This is a genomic window from Streptomyces sp. NPDC021096, from assembly GCF_040641275.1.
In the GTDB taxonomy this organism is placed as follows: Bacteria; Actinomycetota; Actinomycetes; order Streptomycetales; family Streptomycetaceae; genus Streptomyces.
The window spans coordinates 92,646-117,495 of sequence record NZ_JBFADG010000002.1; the positions used below are offsets into that span (position 1 = coordinate 92,646).

Consider the following 24,850-nt stretch of genomic DNA (forward strand, 5'->3'; position numbering starts at 1 on the left):
GTCCGAGGAGGGACTGTCCATGCCACGCTCGCCGTTCCGCATCGTCGCGCGCACCCTCGCCGCCCTGGCGGCCCTGCTCTCGATGGGCGTCCTCGCCGCCAGCCCGGCGGTCGCCGCACCGCCCGCCGCCCAGACGACCGTGGTGATCGAGGGGTCCCCCGCCGTCTTCGTCCCGCCGACGGTGACCATCCATCCCGGTGACAGCGTCCGCTGGATCAACAACGCCAACGGCACCCACACCACGACCTCCGACACGGGCGTGTGGGACGCCAGGCTCAACCCCGGCCAGTCCTTCACGCGGACGTTCCCGACCGCCGGGGTCTTCCGCTACCACTGCACCATCCACCCCGGGATGACCGGCAGTGTGACGGTGCAGTAGGCGGGGAAGAGGCCGCTACCTCATGAACGTGACCTCGGGGAAGGCCGCGGACGGCCGGTCGAGGAGCGGGCTCGGCCTGCCGCGCAGGTGCCGGTCGAAGAAGGCGGCCACATAGCCGCGGGTCACGGCGGTCGCGCGGGCGGCGGCCAGGCTGCCGAGCTGGCCCTCGACGTCCTCCGGCGGGATCGTGTCCGGCCTGCCGAGGCGGTCGATGATCCAGGGGACGTCGGTGAACGTCATGTGCCCGCCGTCGGGCACCTCCAGCCAGCGCTTCCAGCCCGTCAGGTGCTTCCAGGTCCCCTCCCAGTTCTCCCGGGGCTCGGCCATCGTGCTCCGGCGGGCGCCGAGCAGCAGGACGGGCCGGTTCAGGCCCCCGGCGGGCGGATCGGTGAAGAAGTTGCCGTCGAGGTTGACCGCGGCGCCCACGCGCCGGTCCTCGCGCATGACCTCCACCGCGCTCGCGCCGCCGATCGAGTGCCCGGCGACGCCGATCCGCCGTGGATCGACGCGCAGCTCGCTGCCGGGGCCGGTCAGCCGGTCGAGTACGAACTCGAGGTCCTTGGCGCGGTTGCGGACGACCGCCCCGTACTCCTTCGTGTCGCACGCCAGGCACTTCTCGATGCGGCCGCCCGGGAACTCCACCGGCGCCTCGTAGGTGTGGTCGACCGCGGCGACCGCGTAACCGCGGGAGGCCAGGTCCTCGCCCAGCGCGGTGAGCGTCAGGCGGCTCAGGCCGAAGCCCGGGGAGAGCACGACCAGCGGCCGGGTCCCCGGGGCGCGCCGCGCACCGTCGACGGCGTGGGTGCGCACCGAGGCCATGGCCTCGGTGCCGAGCACCTCCCGGGAGAGGGCCTTGGAGGCGTAGGGCGCCGGCCGGCCCTTCGAGGGCAGGGCGGGGTACCAGAGCGAGACCATCAACTCGCGGTGGCCGGCGGAGGGCTTCCAGGGATCCTGCCGCGCGGTGTCGACCAGGTGCAGGGTCTTCGTGCCGAGCGGCACTCCGGTCGCCGGAGCGGGCACCTCGGCCGCGGACGGGGCGGGAGCGGGTGGCGTGGCCGCCGCGGCGGCGGCCGGGAGCTGGGGAGCGGCGACGGCCATGAGCAGGGCGGCCGCCACGAACGAACGTCGTGAGGTCTTCCTCGTCTTGCTGAGCATGATCATCACCGTAGGCAGCGCGGAGCCGCCGTGGCATCCACCTCTGGTCGGAGAAGTTCCACGGACCCTCCTCTGATGAGATGACCCACGCCGGCATTTCCCTCCTTTCCCCGCGCCGGGGGCGCTGCCCCATTTCCCTTGGGTGCGACCGGAATTACCCCCGGCGGCAGGCGGCGGCGAAATCGCACCGCCTTGTGCGAAGCACGAGGATGCCGCCTGCGCCGGGACCGGTACGGGCTCAGCCCGCCGGGGTGGCCTTGTTCTTGGCGCCCTTGTCGTCCACGGCGAACCACTGCCCCTGCTTTCCCTGCCCGTTGACGTCCCCGGCCTTCTCGTCACCGGTGAACCAGTACATGGGCCAGCAGTCGACGGCCAGTTGCTTCGTGCCGTCGGGGCGGGTCACCGTGGTGATCAGCTTGGCGTCGATGCCCTTTATCCTGTCCTTGTCCACCGGCTTGGCGGGCTTCCACGTCTCCAGGCAGGCGTCGTTGCAGGAGAACTTCATGGGCCAGGCGCTGTCCTTGTCGAAGCGGTAGAGGGTCCGGCCCTTGCCGTCCACGACGATCCTGCCGAGTTTGGGGTTGTCGGAGACGGACACGCCCTCGGGTGCGGGCTGTTCCTTCGGTTGCTCCTTGGGCTGTTCCCTGGGGTCCTCGGCCTTCTTCCCGCCCGCCTTCTTCCCGTCGGGCGCCAGGGCGTTCCAGGTGCCGCCCACCCCCTGGCCCTTGGTCTCGCCGGGGGCGGCGTCCTTCGCGTAGCGGTAGACGGGCCAGCCGCCCAGCGTCAGCTGCTTGGTGCCGTCGGCCCGCTGGACCTCGCCGAGGGCGGCGGCGTCGATCCCGGTGGACGCCGAGGCCCCCTCGGCGGGGACGGGGGGCCAGGCTTTGGCGCAGTCGCCGTCGCAGTTGGAGGCCGGAGGCTTGGCGGTGTCCTTGTCGAAGCGGTAGAGCGTGAAGCCCTTGTCGTCGGTGACGACCTGGCCGAGGTCCGCCGCCTCACGGACCGCCAGCTTGCCGCCTGCCTCGCCCTTGGCGGCGCCCGCGTCCTTGGCCCCCGCCCCCGAGCCGTACCCCGACCCGTAGCCCTTGCCCGCGTCCGAGGCGTTCGCCGCCGGGCGGGCGTCGTCGCCGTCGCGCTCCTTGGCCGAAGGGCTGCCGCCGCAGGCCGCCGTCAGCACCATGAGCGTGAGCGCCGCTCCCGCGAGGGAAGCCTGTCGCCGCTTGATCATGTCCGTGTTCCTTCCTGGTGGGTGGATCCGGCGGGGACCGCCGGTGCGTGGTGGTACGGGAGGGGCTCCGCGAACGCTCAGCGGAACCGGGAAGTTGTCACAAGGAGCTAAAGAACGCTCAGTTGGCGGCTCCGGTGGTCTCGATGCGAAGGGCCAGAGCGGGGCAGCGCCGCACGGCCCGCAGGGCCCGCTGCCGCATCCGCGCCGGTACGGCGACGACGGCCCGCTCCGGGTAGCCGTCCGGCCCCAGCCGCAGCGGGCCCGGCAGCAGGTCCGCGCACAGCCCGTGCCCCCGGCACAGCGTCCAGTCCACCAGGAGCCGCTCGGCGGGCGCGGGTTTGGAGGCCCGGGCGCCGCCCGGGGCCGCGGCGGCGCCCCGCGCGCCGTCGGGCAGCGGCAGCGCGCCGAGGACGGGACGGCCGCAGCCGGCGCCCGTCGCGTGCGCCTCGAAATCCTCGGCGAAGACGGCGAGTGAGGAGGCCACGAAGCGGGCGGTGCCGTCCGGATGGGCGCAGGCCCCGCGCCGCTCCACCGCCCGCATCCGGGCCCGTACACCCTCCAGGGCCTGCCGGCCCCCGCCGTGCGCGGCCTCGAAGAGGCTCTCGGCGAGCGAGGGCAGCCCCTGGAAGCACGGGCCGCACTGCCCCGCCGACTCCGCCGCCAGCCACCGGGCCACCCGCGCCGTCTCCCCGACCGGACAGGTGGACTCCGGCAGCGGAAGCAGGGCGCCCGCCCCGAACACGGCACCGGCCGCCGCCAGGGAGTCCCGCGAGATTGTCGCCGCGGCGGCGCCGGCCGCACCCAGCCAGGTGCCGTGGTAGCCGCCCACCAGCACGCCCTGACCTGGATCGGTGCCGCACAGCCCGAGCGCGTACGGCAGCGGAAGGCCGGTCGGCGTCTCCACGACGTGCTTCCCGGCGACCGTCAGCAGGACCGTGCCCGGCTCCTCGGCCAGCCCCAGCTCCCGGAAGCCGGCGGCGCCGAGCCGGGCGGCGACGGCCAGCTGCGCGAACGTCTCGGTGTTGGACACCAGCGTCGGCACCCCGCCCAGGCCGCTCTCGCTGGAGCGGACCTTGCGCCCGGACGGCAGCGCGGGCCCGCCGCCCACCCCGCGCACCAGCGCCGTCCCCTCACCCGTGACGAACCGTTCGGGCAGCCGCACCACCCGCACCGCCGGCCCGGACGTACCCCGCTCGGCCACCGCACGGCGCACCGACAGCTCCACGTCCTCGCGGGTCACCCCGACGGCCACCTGCTCCGCCCCCAGCGCCCCGGCCGCCATCAGCGCCCCGTCGAGGACCAGGTGCGGGACGTGCAGCAGCAGCGCGGTGTCCTTCAGACAGCCCGGTTCGCCCTCGCTGCCGTTGACCACGACCGCCGCCGCGCCGCCCGTGCGCCGCAGGGAGGCGGTGACCGCGCGCAGCTTGCGGGCGAAGGGGAACCCCGCCCCGCCGCGGCCGCGCAGCCCGATCTCCTCCGCCAAAGCGGCCAGTTCGCTCCAGGACGGCGTCGGCGGCGGCCCGTGCAGGGCCAGATGCGCCGCCCGGTCCAGCCACGGCTGCCGGTCGAGCCCGGCCAGCAGCCGCGGGGTGCCGACGGCCGACAGGGTCGGTACGGGCCCGGTCACGATCCTCCTCCGCGCCCGTCCCGGGCCCAGCGCAGCCGCAGCGCCAGCGCCGCCCCCGCGGCGACCACGCACAGCGCGTACGCCGCTGTCACCCAGCCACTGGCCGCACGGCCCGAGTACAGGCCGTGCACCAGCGCAGCGCCCCAGGCCGGATAGGCGCTCATGTGCAGGGCCCGCCAGATCAGGGACCGACCGACCGAGGCGAAGGCGCTGCGCACCGCGCCGGTCACGGCGACGGCGAGGAAGAGGTAGCCCGAGAGCGTGCCGAGGCCGACGAGGAAGGGACGGGAGGCGTCGGTGAGCGGGACGGCCGCCGCCGTGCCCGTCGTATGCCCCTTCGCCACCTTCACCCAGATGTGCAGGGCGAGGAAGCCGAGGCCGGCCACCGCCAGGCCGCGGTGGACCCCCTGGGCGAGCAGCCGGTGGGCCGGGCCCAGCAGCATCCGGTCGGTGGCGGCCAGCCCCCACAGCACCGTCGCCGTGAGCGAGACGAGCGCGAGCACCCCGGCGCCGAAGTCCAGGAACTCCTGGGTCCGTTCCGCGACTCCGGCGCGGGCCGCGACGGCGAGCAGCAGCAGGAGCGCCGCGGGCAGGGCGGGCCTGGCGGAGAAGCCGCCCGCCGGCCGGGAGCGGGCCCGGGGCCGGGACCGCCCCGGCGGGGCCGCGAAGGCGCCCGGCGGGGGAATGAACGGTGGCGTGGGGGGCATGGACGGTACTGGCGCTGCTGACGGGGACGTACGTGACGCAGGCATAGGGCCTCCGACGGGCGGCCCGCGATGGCCGAGCAGGTCGCCCGTGTTCCTGAGAAATCCGGAAATCCCGCGCATCGGCGTAATTCGCCGGGCGGTCGAATGAACGTCAGCATCCTCGAATTCCGCAATCCCTTCATAAGCTTTATCGCGCTGTGACAAATTCGCGCATGGCTGTCCCCACAGCGGTGGGTGGCTGCTGATGATGCCCACTCAGGCGAGAGGGTCGTGATCATCCGTCCCGATCCCCTTGTCCGGTGCAGATGTCCGGAGGTAGACGATGTGCGAAATGCTGAACCGCATCTGGTCACGGCCACGCGGGGAATGGACCCGCGTCCTCAGAAAGGAACTTCCCGCCGTCGCGGCCAGGATGGTCGAGGAACTGGTGCGCGATACGCCCGCATTCGCGGAGGTCACGGAGCGGATGGGGAAGGACATGGCGCAGGCGGCGGTCGAGCAGGCCCTGTTGCTCGCCCTGGGGCTCCGCGGCCGCAGGACGGGGGCCGGCCGTACGACCGCGACGGCCACCGTGCCCCGGCCCCGCAGCGGCGGTCAGGTGGTGACCACGATGCCGGGCGCCCGCGCCCGCCAGGCGCTCTTCGCCGCGCTCGCGGAGGACCGCTGCCTGCCCGAGCAGGCCCTGGCCGAACTCGCCCGCCAGGCCGGCTGCCCCCTGCCCGAGCGCGTCCGCGCCGTCGTCCTCGCCGGCTCCTCCTCCACCGAGGCGCACCACGTCGGCCTGCACCTGACCGCGGCGCTCGGCCAGGGACTGCTGGGAACCGTCGACACGGACGTCTGCCTGCTGGTCCCCGACCCCGGCCCCGAGACACGGCCCGCGCTCACGGCCGTACTCGGCGGCCGGACCGCGGCCGTGGGGCACGCCGTGCCCGTGGCCGACGCCGCCTCCTCACTGCGCTGGGCCCGGCGGCTGCTGACCCTCGTCCCGCCCGGCGCCGCCCCGCGGCCCGTGTTCGTCGACGACCACCTCTCCGACCTGCTGCTGCTCCAGGACGAGTCCCTCGCCCGCGCCCTCTCGGCACGCTGGCTGCGGCCCCTCGAAGGACTCACCCCACGGCAGAGCGAACGGCTCGAAGTGACGCTGCTGGCCTGGCTGGAGAGCGGCGGCGCCCCGGAGGCCGCCCGCGTCCTGCAGGTGCACCCGCAGACGGTGCGCTACCGCCTGCGCCAGATAGAGAAGCTCTTCGGCCCGGCGCTGCGGGAACCGCGCATGCGCTTCGAACTGGAACTCGCGCTGCGCAGCCGCCGCCTGCTGGCCCAGTCCCGCCGCCTGCGCTCCCGCGCCCAGGGCCGGGCCCGCGCCGTCGGCGCCACCGTCCACCCGCTGGGACTCGCCCGCCAGGCCCGGGTCAACGGCCTGTGAACCGTGGACCGCACGGGATGACGGCCCCGGACCTCGAGGTCCGGGGCCGCCGTGTTCCCGGGGCCGGGTGGCAGGGGCGTCGATGGGGAGCACCCGGCGCCGGGAGCCTGTGGGGGCGGGGCGCTAGCAGCGCCGCCCGCCGTTGACGCAGGCCACCGCCTTCGTCATCAGGGAGTCCGGCATGACGTTGATGAAGTCCCCGTGGTCGGTGACCGGCTTGTGCAGCTGCTCGGGGAAGCTGTCCACGGCGAACGCGGTGCCGTCCGGCACGTCGTAGGTGATGCGCTGCACGAGCTGCGGCACGGCCCGGAAGCCGCGCGGGCAGGAGCCGTCCTGCCGGGCGAACGCCACATGCGTGCGGTGGTTGGCGCTGTCGGTGTTCTTCCCGTCCCAGCAGCTCTGGAAGGCGAGGGTGCGCACCACGTCCGCGCCGTCCGGGCAGATCGGGTACTTGTCCTTCAGCTGCCGCTCCTCGAAACCGACGCAGCTCCAGGAGGCGTTGGCGTTGCCCGTGCCGCTGGTGAACGCCTTCGCGTCACCGGTGATCACCCGCAGGAAGCGTGGCATCGCGGACACCTTCGACACCGGGCTGCCGCGGAACTGGATCGTCACCGACTTCGGCCGCAGCACTTTGCCCATGTTCCCGTCGTGCCCGCCCCCGGGCTTGTTCGCGTCCGGAGCGGCCTTGCCGTCCAGCAGCCGCAGCACCGGCCAGTAGTGCGTGGACAGGTCCCCGTTGGAGCAGGTGGTGCCGGCCGCCGCGAGGGAGGCGTTCGTGGAGAAGGCGTTCGTCGAGAGATTGCCGACGTAGTCGTGGGTGTGATGGGCCCCGTTGCTGACACCCGGGGTGACGATGACGTTGTCCGAGTTGAAGTGGCCGTTCTCGTTGCGCCCGCACGCGGAGGAGAACGTGCCGGTCGAGCCGCCGGAACGGGCGGCGGGCCGGGCCACCGCGGGCGCGGTGCGGATGTCGGCGAAGTCCGCGGGGGAGGGGCCGCCCGGCATGGGGCGCTTGAGGGCGTTCGCGCCGCCCCCGCCGTCCGCGGCCTCCGTACGGACCTGCCGGGAGGAGCAGCCGCTCAGCTCCGTCAGATCGGACGGCCGCGCGGACCGCTCGCCTATGGCGTCCGCCATCCGCCCTATCGTCGCCGAGCGCTGCTGCTTGAGCTCGCCGAGCACCGCCGCGCCGTCGCCGCCGGACGCGGCCCGCTCGTAGGCCCGCGCCACCTGCGCGTCGAGCTCGGCGAGACCTGTGGAGACCTTCTGACGCGCCGGATCGGGCACGTCCCGCAGCCGGTCGCCGACGTCGGGACAGGCGATCGTCAGCGCCGTGGCCGCCGCGTCGCCCGAGGCGTCGGCGGACCGCGCGGCGGGCTGGCGGGCGCCACCGGCGGAGGCGTTGGCGGCGATGACCGCCGTGCCGCCACCGCCCAGCAGCAGTGCCGCCACTGCGACGAGCGCGCGCGTCCTGCGCGACAGCCGGCGCTTGTGGCCCTGTCGTTTCGTGGGGGTCATAGGATCACTTCATTTCCTCGTTGCTGTGCTGCGCCGGGGCCTGGGACGAAGCCGGATCCGGGGCCTGGCTCGGGGAGGGCTGGTCCCGGGTGTGCGGGACGCCGGCCAGCCCGGTGTTCTCCAGAACGGTGATGTGGTCGAGGACGACGCTGTTGGCGCGCGTCGCCAGCTCCCGGACCAGGGAGTTGCCGGTCCGGTCCCGTACGAGCGCGACCAGGCCGAACACCTTGCCGTGGGCGGTGCGCACCAGCTCGGCGAAGGTCCGGTCGAAGCCGGACCCGGAGGCCGCGTCCATGCGGTCCAGCCACCCCTGCTGCTGATCGCCCGGCCGCACCGGCAGCGAGATGCCCAGCGTCCGGCCGGCGTCGATGGACCGGCGGTCCAACTCCGTGTGCCCGCCCACCAGATGCTCGCCCGCCGTCCGCACGCTCGCGGTGGTCCCGCGCTCCAGGGCCATGCGCCCCGCGGGCTTCTCCCACAGGCCCGCCAGCCGCACCTTGCGCACGAAGTCCCGGTCCAGGGCGGACAGCGGGCCGAACTGCGTGTCCCGCATCCCTTCGCCGTCGTCGTTCCAGGCGGGACCGCCGGCCGCCGCCTGCCGGGCGACGCCGAACAAGGACACCGGGACCAGCAGCGCCACCAGCGTCGCCGTGAGCGCACCGATCACCAGCCAGGTGCCGAGAGAGGCACGCCCCGCACCCGGCCGCCCGCCCTCGGGCCCGGTCCGCCGCCGGGCCAGGGACCTCATCAGGCCCGCCCTCATCGCGTGTGTCGGGCGCACGGGACACATGGCGCCGCCTCCTCGTCTCCTGGGGGCCGTCCGTCGAATGGCCAGTGACGCTAGCCGCCCCGGCGCCCCGCGCCACGGGCTTCGTCGGTATCTGACAAAGCCCGCGCCGCCGCCCCGGATGGCTGTTACCGTGCGGCCGGACGCACCGGACGCATGCCGCGCCCGCAGGGCCGGGCGACGGCTGCCCGGCCGCGTCCGCACCGGCCCCGGTGACACCCGCCCACCGCCGCGTTTGGCTCCCCAAGACCGGGCTACCCGTCACATACCGCCCCTGACAGGCAGGGGCACCGACGGGAGGCGGCTCCTATGCCAACTGGTGCCACTATCGCCATCCTTGTCGCCCTCGCCGTCATCTTCGCCGGGGTCGTCGTGGCCGTGCGCCTCGTCGGCCGCGGCCAGGTCACCGGCGGCCGCGGTCTGCGCCGGCGCTTCGGCCCCGAGTACGAGGCCGCGGTCGCCCGGCACGACGGCGACGAGAAGGCGGCGGAGAAGGACCTCAAGGAGCGGCTGCGACGCCACGGCGACGTGCACGTCCTGCCGCTGACGGCGCATGCGCGCGAAATGTACGTCGCCCGGTGGACGGGCCTGCAGGAACAGTTCGTCGACGCCCCGGCCCGTGCCGTGGCCGACGCCGAGGACCTGCTGGGACGGCTCGCCCGCGAACGCGGCTTCCCGGCCGACTCGTGGGACGACCTCCTCGACTCCCTCTCCGTCCACTACCCGCACACCGCCCACGGCTTCCGCGAGATCCACGTCGCGGCCGCCCGGGCGCGCACGGAACACGCCCCGACGGAGCAGCTGCGTGAGGCCCTCGTCCAGGCCCGCGGCCTCTTCGAGGACCTGGTCAGGACGCACCCGCAGGACCGGCGCCCCCAGCGCCACGCCCGGCGCGGCGACCCGCGGCCCGAGCCGGCGACGAGGACGCCGGCGACGAGGAGCAGCGCGAGCGTCACCCCCCAGCACGCCCGGGAAGGCGGGCATGCCAGGAAGGAGGGCCCGTAATGGACCGGCACACCGCACAACCCCACGCACGGCACCACCACGGCGGCGCCCCGGCCCGCCACCAGGGACCGGAACAGCACCCGCACGTACCGCCCATGGCCCCCGCGGACGGGCGGACGCCGCTGCCGCAAGCGGGGCCGGGCCCGGCGCCGGACGGGAACGCTACGGCGGCACGCACCCCGCACGGCGACGGCCCCCTGCTGCCGCCCCCCGAGCGCGAACAGCTCGACGACCGCCTCCAGGAGGCCATGAGCGGCTTCATCGACACGCCGCGCGGCTCGGTCGAGGAAGCGGACGCCCTCGTCGACGCCCTCTCCACGCGCGTGGGCGAACTCCTCGACGAGCGCCGCCACGCCCTGCGCAGGGCCTGGCACGACGACGCCGCGCGACCGGGCACGGAGGAGCTGCGGATGGCCCTCCTCGGCTACCGCGACCTCACCGCACGACTGCTCGGCCTCTGAGCCCCCGCACCACGCCCCGGAACCACCCCGGACCGTCGCTCACGCACACGACGCGAAAGGCGCCCCGGTTCCGGGGCGTTCACGCGCCGCCCCCGAACTCCCCTGCGAACTCCCCACCGACGAGTGGTTTGACCCCGCACCGGTCACCTGACCGGACCCCCTCTGACGAGACTGACCAGAGGACAGCCGGATGATCGCAACATCAGGGGGCCGAAATGGTCGGCGGCACAGTTTTGTTCGCACTGCGGGACGACCCGCTCGGCATGGGATCCGAGGGCGAACAACTGCGCAGGATCCGCAAAGCCGTGGAGGACCACGGACTGGAAGTGCGCTGGGCCCGCACCGAGGCCGACGCGCGGGCGGTGCTGCGCACGGAAGCGGGCCTGGCGGCCGCCGTGGTGGCCTGGGACCTCTCCCGGGAGGGGCACACCGACGGCGAGCCGGGCGGCGCCGCGGTCCTGCGCCAGATCGGCCGGCGCTTCAAGGACCTGCCCGTCCTGCTCGTCATGGCCGACGGGGCCGATGACGACCTCGACCACCTGCCGCTGTGGGTGTCGGAGACGGTGGTCGGCTACGTCTGGCCGCTGGAGGACACCCCGGCGTTCATCGCCGGCCGGATCGTCGGCGCGGCCCGCACCTACCGCGAGGCCGTGCTCCCGCCGTTCTTCAAGGCGCTGCGACGCTTCGACGACGCCCACGAGTACTCCTGGCACACCCCCGCACACGCCGGCGGCGTCGCCTTCCTGAAGTCCCCGGCCGGCCGCGCCTTCTTCGACTACTACGGCGAGCGGCTGCTGCGCAGCGACCTGTCGATCTCCGTCGAGGAACTGGGCTCCCTCTTCGAGCACACCGGCCCGATCGGCGACGCGGAGCGCAACGCCGCCCGGATCTTCGGCGCCGACCGCACCTACTTCGTCCTGCACGGCAACTCCACCGCGGACCGCATGGTCGGCCACTTCTGCGTCGCCCAGGACGAGATCGCCCTGGTGGACCGCAACTGCCACAAGTCGGTCCTGCACGGCCTGGTCCTGTCCGGCGCCCGCCCCGTCTACCTCGTCCCCACCCGCAACGGCTACGGACTGGCGGGACCGCTGCCGCCGGCCGAGGTCCGCGCGGCCTCGGTGGCGGACCGCATCGCCCGCAACCCGCTGGCCCGGGGCGCGGTCTCGCCCGGCGCCGAGTACGCCGTGCTCACCAACTCCACCTACGACGGGCTCTGTTACGACGCCGTGCACGTCGCCCGGGAGCTCGCCCCCAGCAGCCCGCGGCTCCACTTCGACGAGGCGTGGTTCGCCTACGCCCGCTTCCACCCCCTCTACGCCGGGCGCTACGGAATGTCGGTGGGCCCCGACACCCTCGCCGACTCCGAACGCCCCACCGTCTTCTCGACCCAGTCCACGCACAAGCTTCTGGCCGCGCTGTCGCAGGCCGCGATGGTGCACGTCAAGCCCTCGCCCAGGGCCCCGGTGGAGCACGAGCGCTTCAACGAGGCCTTCATGATGCACGGCACCACCTCCCCGCTGTACCCCGCCATCGCCTCCCTCGACGTCGCCGCCGGCATGATGGACGGCCCGCAGGGCCACTGGCTGATCGACGAGGCGGTCACCGAAGCCATCCGCTTCCGCCAGGCGGTGGCCCGTACCGGCAGGCGCATCGCGGCCTCCGCGGACCGGCCCGCCTGGTTCTTCGGCGCCTGGCAGCCCGGGACCGTCACCGACCCGGCCACCAAGGAACGGCACGCCTTCGCCGACGCCCCCACCGAACTTCTGCGGACCCAGCCGTCCTGCTGGCACCTGGAACCGGGCGCCGACTGGCACGGCTTCCCCGGCCTCGACGAGGGCTACTGCCTCCTGGACCCGGTCAAGGTGACGCTCACCTGCCCGGGAATCGACGCCGCCGGCCGATGGGACGACTGGGGCATCCCCGCCCGGATCCTCACGGCCTATCTGGCCACCCGGAACATCGTGGTGGAGAAGACCGACAGCTACACCACCCTCATCCTCTTCTCCATGGGCATCACCAAGGGCAAATGGGGAACCCTGCTCGACGCCCTCATGGACTTCAAGGCCCTCTACGACTCCGGGGCCCCGCTCGAGCAGGTCCTGCCGCGACTCCTCGCGCAGCACCCGCGGCGCTACGCCGGAGCCACCCTGCGGGACCTGTGCCACTCCATGCACGACCACCTGCGCCGCGCCGACCTGGTCACCCTGCTGGACACGGCCTTCCAGGAGCTGCCGGAGCCCGTCGCACCGCCCCAGTGGTGCTACCAGCAGCTGATCCGTCAGGGCACCGAGCGCGTACGGCTCTCCGAGGCCGCCGGACGGGTGGCCGCCGCCATGGTCACCGTCACGCCGCCGGGGATCCCCGTGCTGATGCCCGGCGAGTCCACCGGCGCCCCGGACGGGCCGCTGCTGCGCTATCTCGGTGCGCTGGAGTCCTTCGACCGGGCGTTCCCCGGCTTCGGCAGCGAGACCCACGGCGTCACCGTGGACCCCGACACCGGGGACTACATGATCGAGTGCGTACGCCCGGACCGCCGGCCCGCTGCCCGCTCCTGACCGCCGCGGCCCGGCCTCGCATACGCGGGGCCGGGCCGGCGGGGATGCGCGCCCGTCCGACGCACCGTCACACGGGCGGGACGAGGACGAAGTACCTCTCGAGGAGGTCCCGGTCGCCCTTCACCTCGTCGAGCCGGTCCGCGGGGATCCGGTGCCAGAGGAAGAGCAGCAGGTCCGACGCCGTGCCGGCCAGCTCGACGTCGCAGGGGCCCGTGTCCTGGTCGAGCAGCACGTCGTCGCCGTCGAAGTGCACCCTCCAGTCGCCCGTGCCGTCGGTCTGCCGGAACCGCAGGCGCTCGCCGGAGCCGGGCGGAGCCTTCGTCCAGGCCCGCCGGGCCGGCGCCATGACCTCGAAGTTCTGCCCGACGGCGTCCGCCGCGAGCTCCGCTTCGACCGGCCGGGCCGTGCCGGTCGCGGCCTCGGCGTCCCAGCGGTGCACGGCCGCCTCGATGGTCTGGATCCGCATCCAGAACCCGGTGGTCCGCTCCGGCGACCACGTCCACACCGGTTCGGCCGGGCCCCGGCTGCGGAACAGCGACTCCAGCTCCGAGGACCCGTCGGTGAACCAGTCGACCAGACTCGCCGGTATCGGCCCGCGGTTGGGGGCCTCCTCCGGCACCGGCCAGCCCTCGACGTCCTCGGGGAGATGGAGGAAGCCCAGGTCCACCGTGGCGGACGGGGTCCGGGCGATCAGATTCTCGATGGTGTCCGGCGGTTCCACGATCCGGTCCCTGATGAGGAGGGTCACGAATCTGTGGACGCCGCCCAGGTGTGTGACCAGGTCGGACACCGACCAGCCGGGGCAGGAGGGGACCAGGGGCGCCGTGTCGTCGGCGGCCGCCCGGCGGACGGCGGCCTCGAACGCCAGGATCTCGCGGCGGAAATGGGAGACGTAATCCATGGCCTCAATCTGCCCTCGTGCCCGACCCGGTATGTGTTGCGGCCCCACGTCCTGCCGCCGTCTCCGTGGCCCCCGCGGGAATGCGGGGCGCACCTCCAGGGTTTCCCCCGTAGTGACCGCCGCCGGAGGACGGCATTCTGACGGAGGAGGGGATCGCTGGTCTGCCCGACGGGGGTGGGCAGACCAGCGGGGCCCGCGGTCACTCGCCGGACCGGCGCCCGGCCCTGGCCCCACGGCGCCGGCCCGGCAAACCTCCGGAGGGCGCGAACAGCTCATTTTCCGTCCATCGGAGTAATCCTGAGGGAACGGCGGCTGCACTCGTGTGCGGATGTGCAGGCTGTTCCCCGTGAGGGGATGGCTGAGAACAGGGCAAGTGGTGACGTTGGCCGCGGCTGCGGTGCTCGTGCTGGCGGGGGAGGCGGCCGCGGGCGACGGAGGCGTGGACGCCACGGTCGTGGGCCTGCCGGTGACGGTCCTGGTCACCGATCTGCCCGACCTGATTCCCCAGCACCCGCCGTCGCACGTCAGCGCCGACGCGCTCGGCGGTGCCGTGACCGCCGAGGTGATCGACGACGGCAAGGGATGTGTGAACGTCACCGCGCATCTTCCGGTGGCGGACGCGGAAGTGTGGCTGACCTGCCGCAAACCGAAGCCCCCGGCCCCGGCGCCGCCTGCTCCCGCTCCGCCTGCACCCGCCCCTCCGGCCCCGGCGCCCCCCGCGCCCGCCCCTCCGGCCCCGGCGCCCCCCGCGCCCGCTCCGCCGGCACCTGCTCCACCGGCGCCCGCGCCTCCGGCTCCTGCCCCGCCCGCACCTGCCCCTCCGGCCCCGGCCCCGCCTGCTCCCGCTCCCCCCGCCCCGGCGCCTCCGGCCCCCGCTCCGCCTGCGCCCGCGCCTCCTGCTCCGCCGGCCCCGGCCCCGCCTGCGCCCGCGCCTCCGGCCCCAGCGCCGGTCCCCCCGCCTCCGGCTCCGGCGCCTCCCGCGCCCGCGCCGCCGGCACCTGCACCTCCCGCCCCGACCCCGCCGACTCCGGCCCCTCCGGCTCCCGCACCCCCCGCCCCACCCACCTCACCGCCCGCGCCCGGCACTCCCACACCGCCGCGGCCTGCCCCGCCGACGCCGCCCGTGCGGCCCGGTCCGGCCCCCGGCCGTCCACCGGCGCGTACCACCCCCGTCAGCAACGAACCGCCGCGTCCGGCTCCCCGGCCCTCCCCGGCGCCCTCCACGAGGGTCCCGGCACCGCCTGCCGGGCCGCGATCCCCCTCGCGTTCCCGCTACCACGGCTCCGTCAAGTCCGTGGGCAAGCAAAAGGATCACCACACGTCGATGGTCACCCTCACCCTGTTGCTCACCACCCCCGCGGTCCTGGCCGCCGCGCTGCTGCGCCCGCGTTCCGGGAGTGGCCGGCGGAGCCGCTGACCGGCCGGGCCCGCCGGCCGCACCGCGTGGTTAACCTTGAGCCATGATCATCACCGCCGCCGACGTCCGTCGCATCGCGATGTCCCTCCCGGAGACCGTGGAGAAGGAGGCGTGGAGCATGCCGACGTTCCGCGTCGCCGGGAAGATGTACATCACGATCCCCGACGACGAGACGTCCTTCGCGGTGCGCTGTCCCCGGCACGAACGGGCGGAGCTCATCGCGGCGGAGCCGGAGAAGTTCTGGGTGCCCCCGCACGAGGCGAGCTCGGCGTGGGTGCGCGTACGGCTCGCCGCCCTGGAGGACCTGGACGAGCTGCGTGACATTCTCGTGGACTCCTGGAAGCAGGCGGCACCCGAGCGCCTCGCCGACGCCCTGCCCGAGGCGCCGGGCTCGGACTGAGGCGCCGGGAACGGCCGGTCAGCCCTCGATCAGGGCCGCCAGGCCGTCGAGCATCGACGTGAGGCCGAGCTCGAACACCTCGTCCAGGTGCAGCTCGTAGCCCCCGTCGGCGAAGGCCCCCGTCACCTTGGCGAACGTCGGGTACCGGCCGGAGGCGACCAGGGCGTCGAAGGCCGCCGACTGCGAGTCCATCCACTGGTCCTCGGACAGCCCGGTGGCGCTCGCGGCCTGCGCCTCCCGCTCGAGATGGACGGCGGTGCCCTGGACGTAGCTGTAGAGGAGCACGTTCAGGTTGAGCATGGTCGTGGGGGAGAGGCCGTGGCCGTCGAGGGCGCCGAGCATCCAGTCGGAGTAGGCGATCAGGTGCGGCAGCGCCTGGGGGCGGGTGAGGGGCCCGATGTGCGCGAGCCAGGGGTGCGCGCGGTGCAGCGCCCACAGTGAGCGGGCGCCCAGCTCCAGGCGGCCGCGCCAGTCGGCCGGTGTGTCGGCGGGATAGGTCGCCTCGGCGAGGACGGCGTCCGCCATGAGGAAGATCAGGTCGTCCTTGCTGTTCACATGGCGATAGGGCGACATGGCGGCGACGCCCAGCCGCGCGGCGACCCCGCGCATGGACAGCGCGGCCAGCCCTTCGGCGTCGGCGATGTCGACGGCGGCGCGGACGATGCGCTCACGGGTCAGCTCGTGGTCGGTCGCCGGGACGACCGGAGCCGCGGCCGCCGTGGACGCCGCACCGGGAGCCCGGTCCGGGGCCGCCACCACCGTGCCGACGCGCGGCTGGGACCGTACGAGCCCCTCCTGGCGCAGGGTGGTCAGCACCTTGGTGGCGGTGGCGAGCGCGACGTTCCACTCCTTGGCGATCTGTCGCGTGGACGGCACCCGGGCGCCGGGAGCGAGTTCGCCGTCCGCGATGCGCCGGCGGAGCTCGGCGGCGATGCGCAGGTACGGCGGAACGAATTTCCCGGTCATGATCGGCTCCCTTACTCCTGTACTAGTACAGAGGCTAGCAGCGGAGACGGCTGCGGGAGAAGCATCTGTACTAGGTCAGGGCCCGTGAATGGGCACTTGGCAGGGGCTGTGCGTACGTCGTACATTCAGTTGCGTACAGCGTACTGAAGGGGGATTTCCCATGAAGACCGTCCTCGTGTCCGGCGCCGGAGTCGCCGGCCTCACCCTCGCCTACTGGCTGCGTCGCAACGGCTTCGCGCCGACCGTCGTCGAGCGCGCTCCCGCCCTGCGCCCCGGCGGCCAGGCCATCGACGTCCGCGGCGTCGCGCTCGACGTCCTCGAGCGGACCGGGATCCTGGACGAGGCGCGGAGCGCCCGCACCCGGCTGCGCGGGATGGCGATGCTCGACAGCGAGGGCAACGAGCTGTGGCGCTCCACCGAGATGACGTACAGCGGCGGCCGGCTGGACAGCGCGGACATCGAGGTGCTGCGCGAGGACCTCACCCGCATGCTGCACCGGCGCGCCCTCGCCGAGGACGTGGAATTCCTCTACGACGACTCCATCGCCACGCTCGACGAGCAGCCGGACGGCGTCCGGGTCGGCTTCGAGACGGGTCCCGCGCGGACCTTCGACCTGGTGGTGGGCGCGGACGGCCTGCACTCGAGGGTGCGCCGGCTGGCCCTCGGCCCGGAGGAGCGCTTCGCCCGCCACCTCGGCGCCTATCTGACGGTCTTCAGCACCGACAACTTCCTGGACCTCGACCACTGGGAGCTCTGGCTCAAGGAGGAAACCGTCGGCTACTGCCTCTACCCCGTGCGCGACAACAGCGAGCTGAGGGCCACGCTCGGCTTCACGTCCGAGCCGGTCGACTTCGACCACCGCGACCTCGAACAGCAGAAGACGATCATGGCGGACCGGCTGGCCCATGTGGGCTGGGAGACGCCGCGGCTGCTGCGGGCCATGCGGGAGGCGCCCGACTTCTACTTCGACGCGATGGCCCAGATCCACGTGGAGCGGTGGTCCACCGGCCGGGTGACGCTGGTCGGCGACGCGGGCTACTGCGCTTCGCCGCTCTCCGGCCAGGGCACGAGCCTGGCCCTCGTCGGCGCGTACATCCTGGCCGACGAGCTCGGCAGGCACGGCGACGACCACGCGGCCGCGTTCGCCCGCTACGAGGCCCGCATGCGCCCGTTCGCCGAGCTCAACCAGGCGCTCGCCACGGAGAATCCGGGGGGAATGCCCGCCGACGAGTCGCTCGAGAAGGCCAAGAACGGCATCTCGCTCGACGACTGACCCGGCTCACATGGCCGGGCCCCTCGCGAGGGCCAGGGCCCACAGCCGCCGCCAGTTCAGCCGCGGCCGCATCCGGGGGACGCCCGGGCGGTCGCGCGGAACACGTACGCGCAGCGCCCGGGGTTCGATCCTGCAGCGCACGGGCGTCGGGAAGGTCAGCGGCTCGCCGTCGACACCGACCTGCACCACCGGCTCGTCGGCGTCGACGAGGACCTCGCGTGCGGTCAGGACAGTCAGGCCGGGCGCGCGACGCCCGCGCAGCATGGCCGCCGCCTGCGCCGCGCTGTCGACCCTGACGCCCAGCAGCCCCAGTACGCCGCCGTCCAGCCGCTCCCGCCGGCCGAGCCCCGCCAGGTCGCCGACCCGGTACGGATTGTTGCTGACCAGCACCGCCTGCGGGGCGTCGAGGGTCACGCCCGCGGCGGCGACGGTCAGCCGCGGCCCGTGATGCCGGGTCAGGACGTCGGGCAGCAGCTGCAGGGTGGTGCGCACCTTGTCGTCGCGGTAGGCGGGGCTCTGCACCACGACCGCGTACGCGCCGAACGAGGCGTTGTTGACGAAGACGCGCTCCCCGACGCGTCCGAGGTCCACACGGAACTCGACCCCGTCCGTCAGGGCGTCCAGGCACCTCGACGGCTCGTCCCGGTCGAGCCCGAGGTCCAGGGCGAAATGGTTGCGGGTGCCGGCCGTGATGACCACGAACGGCACTCCGTACGCCGCCGCGACGCCCGCGACCAGCGCCTGCGTGCCGTCCCCGCCGGCCACGCCCAGCAGGTCCGCGCCGTCCGCGACGGCGTCGCGGGCAAGCGCGACGACGTCCTGGGGGTGGCCGGGGTCGAGGAGCACGACGTCGGCGCCCAGCGCCTCCGCCTTCTCCCGCAAGCCGAACCGCTCCACCTTTCCCCCGCCCGAGCGGGGGTTCATGATGAGGAAGGGGCGCTTGGGAGGCGGGACGGGAAGCCCGCGCGCGGTCGCCGGCGCGGTGCTGTCCGCGGCGAGCGCGGCCCAGCCCGCGGACACCGACACACCCCACAGCACGAGAATGACGACGACGAGCCAGAGCAGCCCCGCCGCGACGTAGAACGCGAACACCATGGCCGGCGCCGCCACCGCCAGGCCGGCGGCGCACACCCTCGCCAGGCCCCGTCGCGTCAGCGCCCACCACAGCCCCGCCGCCGTGGCGGCCGACCCGCCGATGCCGACCAGGCCGATGCTCCGGCCGCCCGCGACCAGGAGCAGCAGCAACACCCCCGCCGTGGCCGCCGCGACCGCCAGGCGCGCGGCCCGGCGCTGCGCCGCGGGACCGTGCGCAACCAGACGACTCTCGTCCATGGTTCCCCCCATCGCCGCGGACACCTGAAGGACGCACCGGCGGTCGCCGCCGTTCCCCCGCCGGGGCCGTGGGGCAGGCGGCGCCCGGCGCGCGCACGGGAGCTCATGTCCCGCTGTGAGCTGCGGCGTTGACAGGCTGTTACACAGATGTTCTCATGAGGGGCGTGCAGCGCGGTGCCGGCCGAAGAGCAGTGGGCAGGCCGGCAGCCGAGCGAGCACCTTTCACCGAGGGATCAATGCCATGAGTTCATACTCCGCACCCCGCATCTGACGTCAGCCGACATCAACGCGTCCGCACGTCGTCCCTTGTACCGAGCGGTGCCCGGCACCGCCGTCTGACTTTCCGTACGCCATCGCCTGGCCGACGGCCGCCCCGTACCGGCGCCGCCCGTCGCCATGGAACCCGTACCCGCGCACCGTCGCGGTCCCACGCAACCCTTCCTGGAGATCCACGCAGCATGCCCCTGTCCTTCAACCAGCAGGTCATCGAGGAGTTCCGAGCAGGCGAGGGGAAGGTCGGCGGCCCCTTCGAGGGCGGCGACCTCCTCCTGCTGACCACCACCGGCGCCAGGTCCGGCCTGCCGCACACCGTTCCGCTGGGCTACGTCCGGCACGGCGACCTGCTCCTCGTCGTCGGGTCCAACCTCGGCGCCCCCAGCCATCCCGCCTGGTACCACAACCTCCTGGCCCACCCCGCGGTCGGCGTCGAGATCGGCACCGAGGAGTTCGAGGCCGTCGCCGTCCCGGCCGAGGGCGCCCGGCGCGAGCGGCTGTTCGAGCACGTGGTGCGCACGGAGCCCGGATACGGCGACTACCAGAGCCGCACCACCCGGACCCTGCCGGTCGTGGTGCTGGAACGCCCCGGACACGGGGGAGGAGAGCTTCGCGAGGTCCGCACCCTCGCCGACAAGCTCCTGGAGATCCACACGTGGCTGCGCGAACAGCTGCGCCACGTACGCGCCGAGGTCGACGCCCACTTCGCGGCGCGGGCGGACCACAGGGGCCCCGGAGAGCCGCCGTCGCCGGGGCTCGGACTGCAGATCCGGCAGCACTGCCTCGCCTTCTGCGACTCCCTGACGTTCCATCACACCAGCGAGGACGCCCACGTCTTCCCCGCCCTGGCCCAGCACCACCCCCACCTGCGGGAGCCCCTGGACCGGCTGAGCGAGGAACACCGGACCGTGTCCCGCATCAAGGACGAACTCCTCGCCCTGCTGTCCGACATCACCACCGCCGACCCCCGGCGCTTCCGCGCCGAGCTGGACCGGATGGCGAAGGAGCTGGTGGCCCACCTCGACTACGAGGAGGAGTGGCTGCTGCCCGTGCTGGCCGACGTCCCCTTCCCGCCGGCGCCGCCCGCGGCGGGCGGCGCCGGCGGACGGTCCGAGGAGTGATCAACGACCCGTACCCCTACGGGTTCGCACGGCCGCCCCTGTCCTGTCACATCGGCCGCGTCCGGTTCGTCATGGCGATGACGGAACACGACGAGAGAGTGCGGCCGATGAACGAACAAGATTTTCTGGCGGGGCGGTTCGAGGAGCACCGGGACCATCTGCGGGCGGTGGCCTACCGGATGCTCGGCTCGCTCAGCGAGGCGGACGACGCCGTGCAGGAGGCCTGGCTCAAGCTCAGCCGCTCCGACACCGGCGGCGTCGCGAACCTGGGCGGATGGCTGACGACCGTCGTCGGGCGGGTCTGCCTGGACCTCCTGCGCTCGCGCTCCTCGCGCCGCGAGGAGCCGCTCGAGGTGCGGCTGCCCGATCCGGTCGTCAGCGGGGCGCGGGGCGTCGACCCCGAGCACGAGGCGCTGCTGGCCGACTCGGTCGGCATCGCCCTGCTCGTCGTCCTCGAGACCCTGGCCCCCGCCGAGCGGCTCGCGTTCGTCCTGCACGACATGTTCGCCGTGCCCTTCGACGAGATCGCCACCGTCGTCGACCGCACGCCGGCGGCGGCCCGGCAGCTCGCCAGCCGGGCCCGCCGCCGTGTGCAAGGGGCGGCCCCGGTGCCCGACACCGACCTGGCCCGGCAGCGCGAGGTGGTCGACGCCTTCTTCGCCGCCGCCCGCGGAGGCGACTTCGAGGCGCTCGTCGCCGTCCTCGACCCGCAGGTCGTGGCCCGCTCCGACGGCGGCGCCCTGCGCCCGGGGGCCGTGGTGCGCGGTGCGGCGAACGTGGCCGGGGGCGCGCTCACCTTCGCGAGCTTCGCGGAGTACGCGCACCCCGCGACCGTCAACGGGGCCGCGGGAGTCGTCGCGGTCTCGGCGGGGGTGCCGGTCTCGGTCATGGCGTTCACGGTCACGGACGGGAGGATCGTGGAGATCGACATCCTCACCGACCCCGAGCGCCTGGGCCGGCTGGACCTGACGGTCCTCGGCGACTGACGGGGCGGGGGTGACGCGCGGTCACCCGGGGGACGGCGTGCGCGCTAGACCGTGGAGGTCAGCGCGCTGTCGTCCCCCGTACGGGATCCGGGAAGGCGGTGACGCGCGGCGACGAGGGCGGTGTCGATGTCCCGGGTGCCGGTGGACACGCACAGGGTGTAGGCGACGTCGGCCAGCCTCTGCCGCGTGGCGGGTCCCGCGTTCCCGGACTCCAGCGCGTGCTCGAGGGCGGTGTAGCGCTGGATGAGATCGTCGAGCACGGCAGGGTGGGCAAGCAGCATGAATCTCTCCTTCTGAGGAAACACACACGACATCGCCCGTGCGCCTGCCCGCACACCGCCGTCCCATGCCCCCCTCTTTCCTCGCGCCCCGGTCGAAAGGCCCTTCGTCCCCGGCCCCGGTTGGGCTAACCGCCCTGGTCCGGGCGGGGGCGTGGCCGCACCATGAGGGCATGGGAAGGGGTGGCCATGGCCACTGACCTCGAATTGGAGATCTCAGGAAAACGCCCGGGCGAATACGAGGTGCGGGTGGTGCGCGCGGCGGCCGGCGGGGAGCCGGAGGCCGCGCTGCTGCTGGACGTCGACGAACTCCTGGCCCGGCGCGCCGAGCTGGAGGCCACCGTGCTGGCGTCCTCCGTGGCGGCGCGGCGCGTGGTGCCCCCCGGCGAGGAGCCGGTGCGGCAGGTGGGGCAGCAGCTGTTCAAGGCGCTGTTCGCCGGCCCGGTCTACGGCACCTACCGGGCGAGCCTGGGCGTGGCGCAGGAACGGCGGGAGCGGCTGCGGATCGTGCTGCGGCTGGGCTCGCCGGAGCTGGCGCTGCTGCCGTGGGAGACCCTCTTCGACCCGGAGGCCGGCGCCTACCTGTGCCGGCACGAACCCCTGGTCCGGCACGTCCCCGCCCTCTACACCCCCGAGCCGCCGCGGGTGGAGCCGCCCCTGCGCATCCTGGTGCTGATCGCCTCACCGCGCGGCCTGCCCCCGCTGGACACCGACGCCGAGCGCGGCCGGCTCGAGAAGGCGCTGGCAGGGCAGCTGGCGGCGGGCCGGGTGGAGGTGACGTGGCTGCCGGACGCGAGCTGGGACAGCGTGTACGCGCGGCTGCAGGAGGGGGAGTGGCACGTCCTGCACTTCATCGGGCACGGCGACTACGACGCCGAGGCCGACGAGGGCCTGATCGCCCTGGTGGACGACAGCGGCGGCCCGGACATGATCGAGGCGTCCCGGCTGGTGGACCTGCTCGGCGAGGCCGACCCCACCCCCCGGCTCGTGGTGCTCAACTCCTGTGCCTCCGCCCAGGGCGGCACCCGCGACGTCTTCTCCAGCACCGGCGCGGCACTGGTCCGCAGCGGCATCAGCGCGGTCGCCGCGATGCAGTTCACGGTCAGCGACCGGGCCGCGGTCCGCTTCGCCCAGGGCTTCTACACCTCGCTCGCCGGGGGCCGCCGCATCGACGAGGCGGCCAGGAGCGCACGCGTCGCGATGCTCGGCTGCGGCCGCACCGCCCTGGAATGGATCACCCCGGTGCTGTACGTACGCGGCGACACCACCCGCCTCTTCACCTTCACCTCACCGCCTCCCGCCCCGGAATCCCCGGTCGCACCCGGCGCCGGCCCCTCGCCCCCGACCCCGGAGCTGTCGCAGGAGGGCAAGCGGCGCGAGGCGCAGCTGCGGGCCCTGCAGGTGATGGCCCACGCGGAACTGCGCGTCGGCCACCCCGAGCAGGCCATCGCCCTGCTCGACGACCTGCTCACCCTCGACCCGGACAACCGTGAGGCGGCGGAGCTGCGCGACACGGCCGCCCGCCAGTGCCGCCTCGCCGGGGCGTACGAGCGGGCCACGGCCGCCGAGGCCGCCGGCGACTGGGCCGCCGCGATCGAGGCGTACACCGAGGTCCTCGGGACGCAGCCCGACTACCGCGACGCCGCCGCGCGCCGGGAGTCGTGCCGGGCCCGCCGGCGCACGGCCGACCTCCAGGCCGAACTGCGCTACCACGCGGACAACGGACAGTGGCAGGCCGTCCTCGACGTCGTCGCGGAACTCCAGCGCCTCGATCCGTCCGTCACCGACCCCGACGGACTGGCCACCCGTGCCCGTCGGGCACTGGAGGAGGCCGAACGCGAGGCCGAGCGGGCGGCCGGCCTGGAGCGCCGGTACGCCCGGGCCCGCGCCGCCGAGGACGCCGGGGACTGGAGCGCCGCCGCCGACGCCTACCGTGAACTCGCCACCGCAGACGGCGGATACCGCGACGCCGCCCGGCGGGGCGAGGTCTGCCTGCGCCGCCACCGCGTCGCCGCGCTGCGTACGACGCTGGAGGAACAGGAGGCCGCCGGCGACTGGGCGCGCGTACGGGACGCGGTCGCCGAGCTGACGGCCGTGGACCCGGACGCCGCCCGCGCGTACGCCGAACTGGCCGACCGGGCCCGGCGCGAGCTCGCCGCGCACCCGGCCGAGCTCGGGCGCATCGACTTCGCGGCGGAGGTCTACGCACTCGCCTGGCATCCCGACGGCCGGAGCATCGCCGCCGGCGGCTCCGCCGCGTGGGCCCGCGTCTACGACGGCGCCGGCGGTGACAAGGAGCGGCTGGAGGTCGAGGCCGGGGTGCCGAAGCTGCACTGGGTGTACGCGGTGGCGTTCGGCCCCGACGGCACCCGGCTCGCCACCGGCGCCGACAACCACACCGCCAGGGTGTGGGACGTGGCCACGGGGGAGCGGGTGTGCGAGGTACGCCTGGACAAGGCGGTGCTGGCCGTGGCGTTCAGCCCCGATGGTGGGCGGCTGGCCACCGGCAGCCACGACAGGACCGCGCGGATCTGGGACGTGGCCACAGGCGAGGACGTGCTCGAGGTGCGTCACGGTCAGGCGGTGTTCGCCGTGGCGTTCGACCCAGGTGGTGGGCGGCTGGCCACCGGCAGCCATGACAGCACCGCGCGGATCTGGGACGTGGCCACGGGGGAGAAGGAGCTCGAGGTGGCGCACGGCCACGCGGTGTTCGCGGTGGCGTTCAGCCCGGACGGCACCCGGCTGGCCACCGGCAGCCACGACGGGACCGCGCGGGTGTGGGACGCGGCCACGGGGGAGCGGATGCTCGAGCTGCGCCACGGTGGCACGGTGTTCGCGGTGGCGTTCAGCCCGGACGGCACCCGGCTGGCCACCGGCAGCGACGACCGGACCGCGCGGGTCTGGGACGCGACCACCGGCCGCAAGTCCCTGGAAGTCCGCCATGACGACAAGGTGCTCGCCGTGGCGTTCAGCCCGGACGGCGCCCGGCTCGCCACCGGTAGTCATGACCGCACCATCAGGATCTGGCCCGTCGGCGACCTCTAGCCGGCCACCGGAG

Annotated in this window: 21 protein-coding genes; 11 read left to right on the top strand and 10 right to left on the bottom strand. The window is 74.2% G+C overall.

The genetic code is table 11. The features are described from left to right. Positions 1–19 precede the first annotated feature (19 nt). Positions 20–379, top strand: coding sequence for a plastocyanin/azurin family copper-binding protein (locus AB0G59_RS04035; RefSeq protein WP_360907771.1), 360 nt, complete (start codon positions 20–22; stop codon positions 377–379). Between the two features lie 15 nt (positions 380–394). On the opposite strand, the gene AB0G59_RS04040 is transcribed toward AB0G59_RS04035, so the two are convergent. From AB0G59_RS04040 to AB0G59_RS04055, 4 genes are all read right to left on the bottom strand, one after another. Continuing rightward, the gene (locus tag AB0G59_RS04040; protein ID WP_360907773.1) at positions 395–1,534 is read right to left on the bottom strand and encodes an alpha/beta hydrolase; all 1,140 of its coding nucleotides are present in this window, start codon (positions 1,532–1,534) and stop codon (positions 395–397) included. 238 nt (positions 1,535–1,772) lie between these two features. After that, positions 1,773–2,762 (bottom strand): SCO0930 family lipoprotein, encoded by a 990-nt coding sequence (locus AB0G59_RS04045; protein ID WP_360907775.1) that lies wholly within the window; start codon positions 2,760–2,762, stop codon positions 1,773–1,775. A 118-nt stretch (positions 2,763–2,880) separates the two neighbouring features. Next, positions 2,881–4,389, bottom strand: a complete 1,509-nt coding sequence (locus AB0G59_RS04050) for an NADH-ubiquinone oxidoreductase-F iron-sulfur binding region domain-containing protein (protein ID WP_360907777.1) — start codon at positions 4,387–4,389, stop codon at positions 2,881–2,883. Further along, positions 4,386–5,096 carry a hypothetical protein gene (locus AB0G59_RS04055; RefSeq protein ID WP_360907780.1) on the bottom strand — a complete coding sequence of 237 codons (711 nt, stop codon included), beginning with the start codon at positions 5,094–5,096 and terminating at the stop codon, positions 4,386–4,388. The genes AB0G59_RS04050 and AB0G59_RS04055 overlap by 4 nt, the downstream gene beginning before the upstream one ends. 69 nt (positions 5,097–5,165) lie before the next feature. On the opposite strand from AB0G59_RS04055, the gene AB0G59_RS04060 reads away from it, so the two are divergent. Continuing rightward, positions 5,166–5,297 carry a hypothetical protein gene (locus tag AB0G59_RS04060; RefSeq protein WP_360907782.1) on the top strand — a complete coding sequence of 44 codons (132 nt, stop codon included), beginning with the start codon at positions 5,166–5,168 and terminating at the stop codon, positions 5,295–5,297. A gap of 130 nt (positions 5,298–5,427) precedes the next feature. Further along, positions 5,428–6,519, top strand: coding sequence for a helix-turn-helix domain-containing protein (locus tag AB0G59_RS04065; protein WP_360907784.1), 1,092 nt, complete (start codon positions 5,428–5,430; stop codon positions 6,517–6,519). Between the two features lie 123 nt (positions 6,520–6,642). Here the strand turns inward: AB0G59_RS04065 and AB0G59_RS04070 are convergent, their stop codons facing one another. Together AB0G59_RS04070 and AB0G59_RS04075 are read right to left on the bottom strand one after the other, a co-directional pair. Next, complete coding sequence (locus AB0G59_RS04070) at positions 6,643–8,034, bottom strand: DUF1996 domain-containing protein (protein ID WP_360907787.1); 1,392 nt, start codon at positions 8,032–8,034, stop codon at positions 6,643–6,645. 4 nt (positions 8,035–8,038) lie between these two features. Beyond that, positions 8,039–8,782, bottom strand: coding sequence for a DUF4142 domain-containing protein (locus AB0G59_RS04075; RefSeq protein ID WP_360907789.1), 744 nt, complete (start codon positions 8,780–8,782; stop codon positions 8,039–8,041). Positions 8,783–9,130: 348 nt separating this feature from the next. On the opposite strand from AB0G59_RS04075, the gene AB0G59_RS04080 reads away from it, so the two are divergent. From AB0G59_RS04080 to AB0G59_RS04090, 3 genes are all read left to right on the top strand, one after another. Beyond that, a complete protein-coding gene (locus AB0G59_RS04080; RefSeq protein WP_360907791.1) occupies positions 9,131–9,826 on the top strand; it encodes a hypothetical protein in 696 nt (231 codons plus the stop codon). After that, positions 9,826–10,287 (top strand): hypothetical protein, encoded by a 462-nt coding sequence (locus AB0G59_RS04085; protein ID WP_360907793.1) that lies wholly within the window; start codon positions 9,826–9,828, stop codon positions 10,285–10,287. The genes AB0G59_RS04080 and AB0G59_RS04085 overlap by 1 nt, the downstream gene beginning before the upstream one ends. A 215-nt stretch (positions 10,288–10,502) precedes the next feature. Next, entirely contained in the window at positions 10,503–12,845 is a 2,343-nt protein-coding gene (locus AB0G59_RS04090) for an Orn/Lys/Arg decarboxylase N-terminal domain-containing protein (RefSeq protein WP_360907795.1), read from the top strand. A gap of 67 nt (positions 12,846–12,912) precedes the next feature. On the opposite strand, the gene AB0G59_RS04095 is transcribed toward AB0G59_RS04090, so the two are convergent. Next, a complete protein-coding gene (locus tag AB0G59_RS04095; RefSeq protein WP_360907797.1) occupies positions 12,913–13,746 on the bottom strand; it encodes a maleylpyruvate isomerase family mycothiol-dependent enzyme in 834 nt (277 codons plus the stop codon). 1,463 nt (positions 13,747–15,209) lie between these two features. On the opposite strand from AB0G59_RS04095, the gene AB0G59_RS04100 reads away from it, so the two are divergent. Further along, entirely contained in the window at positions 15,210–15,563 is a 354-nt protein-coding gene (locus tag AB0G59_RS04100) for an MmcQ/YjbR family DNA-binding protein (RefSeq protein WP_104531780.1), read from the top strand. 18 nt (positions 15,564–15,581) lie between these two features. Here AB0G59_RS04100 and AB0G59_RS04105 read toward each other — a convergent pair whose 3' ends face one another. Then, the gene (locus AB0G59_RS04105) at positions 15,582–16,529 is read right to left on the bottom strand and encodes a TetR/AcrR family transcriptional regulator C-terminal domain-containing protein (RefSeq protein ID WP_360907799.1); all 948 of its coding nucleotides are present in this window, start codon (positions 16,527–16,529) and stop codon (positions 15,582–15,584) included. Positions 16,530–16,689: 160 nt separating this feature from the next. On the opposite strand from AB0G59_RS04105, the gene AB0G59_RS04110 reads away from it, so the two are divergent. Further along, a complete protein-coding gene (locus AB0G59_RS04110) occupies positions 16,690–17,802 on the top strand; it encodes an FAD-dependent monooxygenase (RefSeq protein WP_360907801.1) in 1,113 nt (370 codons plus the stop codon). 6 nt (positions 17,803–17,808) lie between these two features. Here the strand turns inward: AB0G59_RS04110 and AB0G59_RS04115 are convergent, their stop codons facing one another. Further along, a complete protein-coding gene (locus AB0G59_RS04115; protein WP_360907803.1) occupies positions 17,809–19,134 on the bottom strand; it encodes a diacylglycerol kinase family protein in 1,326 nt (441 codons plus the stop codon). Between the two features lie 458 nt (positions 19,135–19,592). Between AB0G59_RS04115 and AB0G59_RS04120 the strand changes: the two genes are divergently transcribed. Next, the gene (locus AB0G59_RS04120; RefSeq protein ID WP_360907805.1) at positions 19,593–20,528 is read left to right on the top strand and encodes a nitroreductase/quinone reductase family protein; all 936 of its coding nucleotides are present in this window, start codon (positions 19,593–19,595) and stop codon (positions 20,526–20,528) included. Positions 20,529–20,635: 107 nt separating this feature from the next. Then, positions 20,636–21,514 carry a sigma-70 family RNA polymerase sigma factor gene (locus AB0G59_RS04125; RefSeq protein ID WP_360908604.1) on the top strand — a complete coding sequence of 293 codons (879 nt, stop codon included), beginning with the start codon at positions 20,636–20,638 and terminating at the stop codon, positions 21,512–21,514. A 44-nt stretch (positions 21,515–21,558) separates the two neighbouring features. Here the strand turns inward: AB0G59_RS04125 and AB0G59_RS04130 are convergent, their stop codons facing one another. Beyond that, positions 21,559–21,795 (bottom strand): DUF5133 domain-containing protein, encoded by a 237-nt coding sequence (locus AB0G59_RS04130; RefSeq protein WP_360907807.1) that lies wholly within the window; start codon positions 21,793–21,795, stop codon positions 21,559–21,561. Positions 21,796–21,981: 186 nt separating this feature from the next. Here AB0G59_RS04130 and AB0G59_RS04135 point away from each other — a divergent pair, with 186 nt between their 5' ends. Then, positions 21,982–24,837: a CHAT domain-containing protein gene (locus AB0G59_RS04135; RefSeq protein WP_360907809.1), complete on the top strand. Its 2,856-nt coding sequence runs from the start codon at positions 21,982–21,984 to the stop codon at positions 24,835–24,837. Positions 24,838–24,850: the final 13 nt, after the last annotated feature.

Excerpts from the sequence above, each read along its gene's own strand:
- AB0G59_RS04115 (WP_360907803.1), bottom strand. The coding sequence starts at position 19,134 with ATGGACGAGAGTCGTCTGGTTGCGCACGGTCCCGCGGCGCAGCGCCGG.
- AB0G59_RS04125 (WP_360908604.1), top strand. The coding sequence starts at position 20,636 with ATGAACGAACAAGATTTTCTGGCGGGGCGGTTCGAGGAGCACCGGGAC.
- AB0G59_RS04130 (WP_360907807.1), bottom strand. The coding sequence starts at position 21,795 with ATGCTGCTTGCCCACCCTGCCGTGCTCGACGATCTCATCCAGCGCTAC.
- AB0G59_RS04135 (WP_360907809.1), top strand. The coding sequence starts at position 21,982 with ATGGCCACTGACCTCGAATTGGAGATCTCAGGAAAACGCCCGGGCGAA.
- AB0G59_RS04065 (WP_360907784.1), top strand. The coding sequence starts at position 5,428 with ATGCTGAACCGCATCTGGTCACGGCCACGCGGGGAATGGACCCGCGTC.
- AB0G59_RS04035 (WP_360907771.1), top strand. The coding sequence starts at position 20 with ATGCCACGCTCGCCGTTCCGCATCGTCGCGCGCACCCTCGCCGCCCTG.
- AB0G59_RS04055 (WP_360907780.1), bottom strand. The coding sequence starts at position 5,096 with ATGCCCCCCACGCCACCGTTCATTCCCCCGCCGGGCGCCTTCGCGGCC.
- AB0G59_RS04110 (WP_360907801.1), top strand. The coding sequence starts at position 16,690 with ATGAAGACCGTCCTCGTGTCCGGCGCCGGAGTCGCCGGCCTCACCCTC.
- AB0G59_RS04105 (WP_360907799.1), bottom strand. The coding sequence starts at position 16,529 with ATGACCGGGAAATTCGTTCCGCCGTACCTGCGCATCGCCGCCGAGCTC.
- AB0G59_RS04120 (WP_360907805.1), top strand. The coding sequence starts at position 19,593 with ATGCCCCTGTCCTTCAACCAGCAGGTCATCGAGGAGTTCCGAGCAGGC.
- AB0G59_RS04080 (WP_360907791.1), top strand. The coding sequence starts at position 9,131 with ATGCCAACTGGTGCCACTATCGCCATCCTTGTCGCCCTCGCCGTCATC.
- AB0G59_RS04040 (WP_360907773.1), bottom strand. The coding sequence starts at position 1,534 with ATGCTCAGCAAGACGAGGAAGACCTCACGACGTTCGTTCGTGGCGGCC.
- AB0G59_RS04070 (WP_360907787.1), bottom strand. The coding sequence starts at position 8,034 with ATGACCCCCACGAAACGACAGGGCCACAAGCGCCGGCTGTCGCGCAGG.
- AB0G59_RS04075 (WP_360907789.1), bottom strand. The coding sequence starts at position 8,782 with ATGAGGTCCCTGGCCCGGCGGCGGACCGGGCCCGAGGGCGGGCGGCCG.
- AB0G59_RS04060 (WP_360907782.1), top strand. The coding sequence starts at position 5,166 with ATGGCCGAGCAGGTCGCCCGTGTTCCTGAGAAATCCGGAAATCCCGCG.
- AB0G59_RS04085 (WP_360907793.1), top strand. The coding sequence starts at position 9,826 with ATGGACCGGCACACCGCACAACCCCACGCACGGCACCACCACGGCGGC.
- AB0G59_RS04090 (WP_360907795.1), top strand. The coding sequence starts at position 10,503 with ATGGTCGGCGGCACAGTTTTGTTCGCACTGCGGGACGACCCGCTCGGC.
- AB0G59_RS04045 (WP_360907775.1), bottom strand. The coding sequence starts at position 2,762 with ATGATCAAGCGGCGACAGGCTTCCCTCGCGGGAGCGGCGCTCACGCTC.
- AB0G59_RS04095 (WP_360907797.1), bottom strand. The coding sequence starts at position 13,746 with ATGGATTACGTCTCCCATTTCCGCCGCGAGATCCTGGCGTTCGAGGCC.